This is a genomic window from Parvibaculum sp. (assembly GCF_049672805.1).
Lineage (GTDB): Bacteria > Pseudomonadota > Alphaproteobacteria > Parvibaculales > Parvibaculaceae > Parvibaculum.
Genome location: NZ_JBATWS010000395.1, coordinates 1 through 2807, shown reverse-complemented (window position 1 = coordinate 2807; position 2807 = coordinate 1). Strand labels below are relative to the sequence as shown.

4 protein-coding genes and 1 pseudogene are annotated in these 2807 nt (G+C 59.1%); 2 read left to right on the top strand and 3 right to left on the bottom strand.

All coding sequences use genetic code 11. The features are described 5' to 3' along the window. A partial coding sequence (locus tag WBF74_RS12310) for an MBL fold metallo-hydrolase (protein ID WP_424440279.1) occupies window positions 1-542 on the top strand: 542 nt, incomplete at its 5' end. A gap of 51 nt (window positions 543-593) precedes the next feature. Here WBF74_RS12310 and WBF74_RS12305 read toward each other — a convergent pair. The 3 genes from WBF74_RS12305 to WBF74_RS12295 all read right to left on the bottom strand — a co-directional run bounded on the left by WBF74_RS12305 (window position 594) and on the right by WBF74_RS12295 (window position 2246). Further along, on the bottom strand, window positions 594-1001 hold the full coding sequence (locus tag WBF74_RS12305) for a hypothetical protein (protein ID WP_424440276.1): 408 nt from the start codon (window positions 999-1001) through the stop codon (window positions 594-596). A 159-nt stretch (window positions 1002-1160) separates the two neighbouring features. Then, entirely contained in the window at window positions 1161-1517 is a 357-nt protein-coding gene (locus WBF74_RS12300) for a hypothetical protein (protein ID WP_424440273.1), read from the bottom strand. 216 nt (window positions 1518-1733) lie between these two features. Further along, entirely contained in the window at window positions 1734-2246 is a 513-nt protein-coding gene (locus WBF74_RS12295; RefSeq protein ID WP_424440270.1) for a hypothetical protein, read from the bottom strand. A 371-nt stretch (window positions 2247-2617) separates the two neighbouring features. Here WBF74_RS12295 and WBF74_RS12290 point away from each other — a divergent pair. Further along, window positions 2618-2807: pseudogene (locus tag WBF74_RS12290) on the top strand (4,5-DOPA dioxygenase extradiol); the annotation flags it as partial.

The following is a 2807-nucleotide window of genomic DNA, read 5'->3' as shown; positions in this document are numbered from 1 at the left end:
GCATTGATGATCTGCGTATGCTCGCGATCAACAAGCGCCGCCGTGTCGATTGCTGGATGGACGAGCCGACAAGCGAAACGCTTCTCTCGCGCTTCGGCTACTGCTTCCGGGAAAAGCCTGGCTCCGGTTATCCGGCCATTCTGAACGACCATCTGATCGAGCGTCCGGGCGAACCCATTCGCATCGAAGGGCCGGGCGGCACGATCACCGCCATTCCGTTTGATCAGGATCACGGGAATATCCGGTCGCTCGGTTTCCGCTTCGGGCCGCTTGCCTATTCGGCTGATGCTGTTGGCATTCCCGATGAGAGCTTCGCGCTGCTTGAAGGCATCGAATGCTGGGTGGTGGATGCGCTGCGCTACACGCCGCATCCGACACATGCGCATGTGGCTATGGCGCTGGACTGGCTGAAGCGAGCGAGGGTGCGTCAGGGCGTTCTGACCAACATGCATGTTGATCTCGACTATATGACGCTCAAGAACCAGCTGCCGGATAATGTTGTTCCCGCCTATGACGGGATGCTGCTGACCTTCGATCTCTGAATAAAAAGGGCGCGCCTTTCGACGCGCCCTTATTTCCGGTTGCTATATGGTTCAGCGCTTCGAAGGCGTATCCACCTTGCGCAGATCCGTCTCGCGCACGATCTCGCCCGTCTTCCGGTCCATGACGATCTCCACCGGCTCGCCCATGCCGTTTGCCGCATGGAAGGCCATCTGGCTTTCGAGGGTCACGCCCGGAACCTGCTTGGCGTTTGAATATCCCCTTTCTTCAAGCCAGGCGACCGGATCAGAAATGTCCGCCTGCTGACCAATAAGGGTCGTTGTGGTCGTGACAGTCGTAGTGGCAATCGTGCCCGTAACCGGATCAACCTGCGTTGCCGCACCGGCATCTGTCTGCACCACACCGGGCGATTGGATGGTGGTCTGGGCCATTGCCGACGGCGCAAGGAGAAGGGCGGCACCAGCCGCGCCAGCCAGCAGGGCTTTTCCGAATTTCGACATAGGCATGTACTCCATCTGAGTTTGGCGTTGCTGGTCCCCGTGAACCCTCGCCGTAACAATGCGCGAGGCGCCAAATCGCTCCGGCGTTTCGCGCAAAAGCAACGGCGCAGAAGCCGAAACTTCTGCGCCGTGCCTGTGGCCTCCGTCGATGGACGAAGATTAGTAAGCAGCGTCTTCGCTGATCACCGTGCCGCTTTCCGTGTCGAGACGCACATTCACACGCTCGCCATCGGCATTGGTGGCCGTGAAGAGAGCTTCACCCTCAGCCGCGGCATCGCCCTGTGCATCCACCGGCTCGACATCCGTGTAGCCGAGAGACTCGAGCTGCGCGATGGAATCCGCGCCAGCCGCGCCATTGGTGTCAATCGCACCATCGATCTGCACATCACCCGTGGCTGCAGGGGGAGCAATGTCGGTGCCTGCGCTGCTGCCGGCCGGATCATTCGCGAAAGCCGGACCCGCCATCAGCGCGATACCAGCGGCACCGGCGAGAAGAAGCTTCTTGAACTGCGTCATGGTCATGTTCCTCCAGAACAAAGTTTCGCTGTAGCCCGCCGCCCATTACCTGAAAGAACCAACAACACCGCGATCCGTTCACTCCGTCACGAAATTGCCTCTCATGTGGTCACGCAGCAGATTGTTTGAAGGATCGGAAAGGAGAGGGCGCGGAACGCTCTCGCGGCCCACGCCCTTCAGCTAATCTTCAACTTCGTCATATTATGCAAAACCGCGTTACTGTGCGGACTGTTCGCTCAAAACCGCGCCAGTGCGCGTATCCACCACGACCGTCACTTCAGCGCCCGCCGGATTGATGGCGCTGAACGATGTTTGACCTTCGGCACGGGCGGCGCCATCCAACGGCTCGATATTGCTGTAACCCTGATCGACAAGTTTCAGGGCCGGATCGAGATCAGGGATCTGACTTTCCAGAGGCGCAATTTGCGTGCCCGTTTGTGCCGACATGTCATTCACGACATTGCCGCGCGTCTCAACGTCAGTCTCGGTGCCTGCATCCGTGTCGCTGCGAAGCGCACCTTTGGCCGATCCTGTGATGCCTGAGGCCGCGCCAGCGGCTTCCATGCGCGCATCAACCGAGGCATCGTCGCCGGTGACACCTGACGTGACGCCAGAGACAGTGCCTGTGGTAGCGCCGAGCACATCGGCCGCATGAACCGGGACAACCGGCGCGGTCGCAAGCGACACGCTGGTCACGCCAGCAAGCAGATACGTCTTGAACTGCGTCATGGGAGTCATTCCTCCAGACTGTGAGCACCCGAACAAAGGTTCAGCCGGTAGAACAACTCAGCCGCCGGGAAGTTCAGAAAATCGGCGTGCCAGGATTAGAATACATGGCCGGGGAAACAGGATCTGGCGGTTTTCCGGCCTGAATGGCCGTAACACCTCATATGTTATTTATCATAATATATATTATCGGATAAACGCGGGTGGCTCTGGCGATACGCCCTCAAGGCTTCCCCGAGCCTTTCAACCGGTTCACCGCCACGGAGGTGATCTGATAGGTTCGGTATCAGACCCTGTCGCAAGGAGTTGTCGCCATTTCAGCCGTCATATCATCCGGTGTCATGCCGGCGTTGTTCATCGGGCATGGCAGCCCGATGAACACACTTAAACGAAACAGCTTCACCGAAGCGTGGCGCCTGATGGGTGAACAGATGCCGCGTCCGCGCGCCCTGCTCGTCATCTCCGCGCATTGGTATTTCGGCGCGACCGCTGTGACCGCCATGCCGAAGCCGCGCACGATCCACGATTTCTATGGCTTCCCTGAAGCCCTCTTCGAGTTTGAAT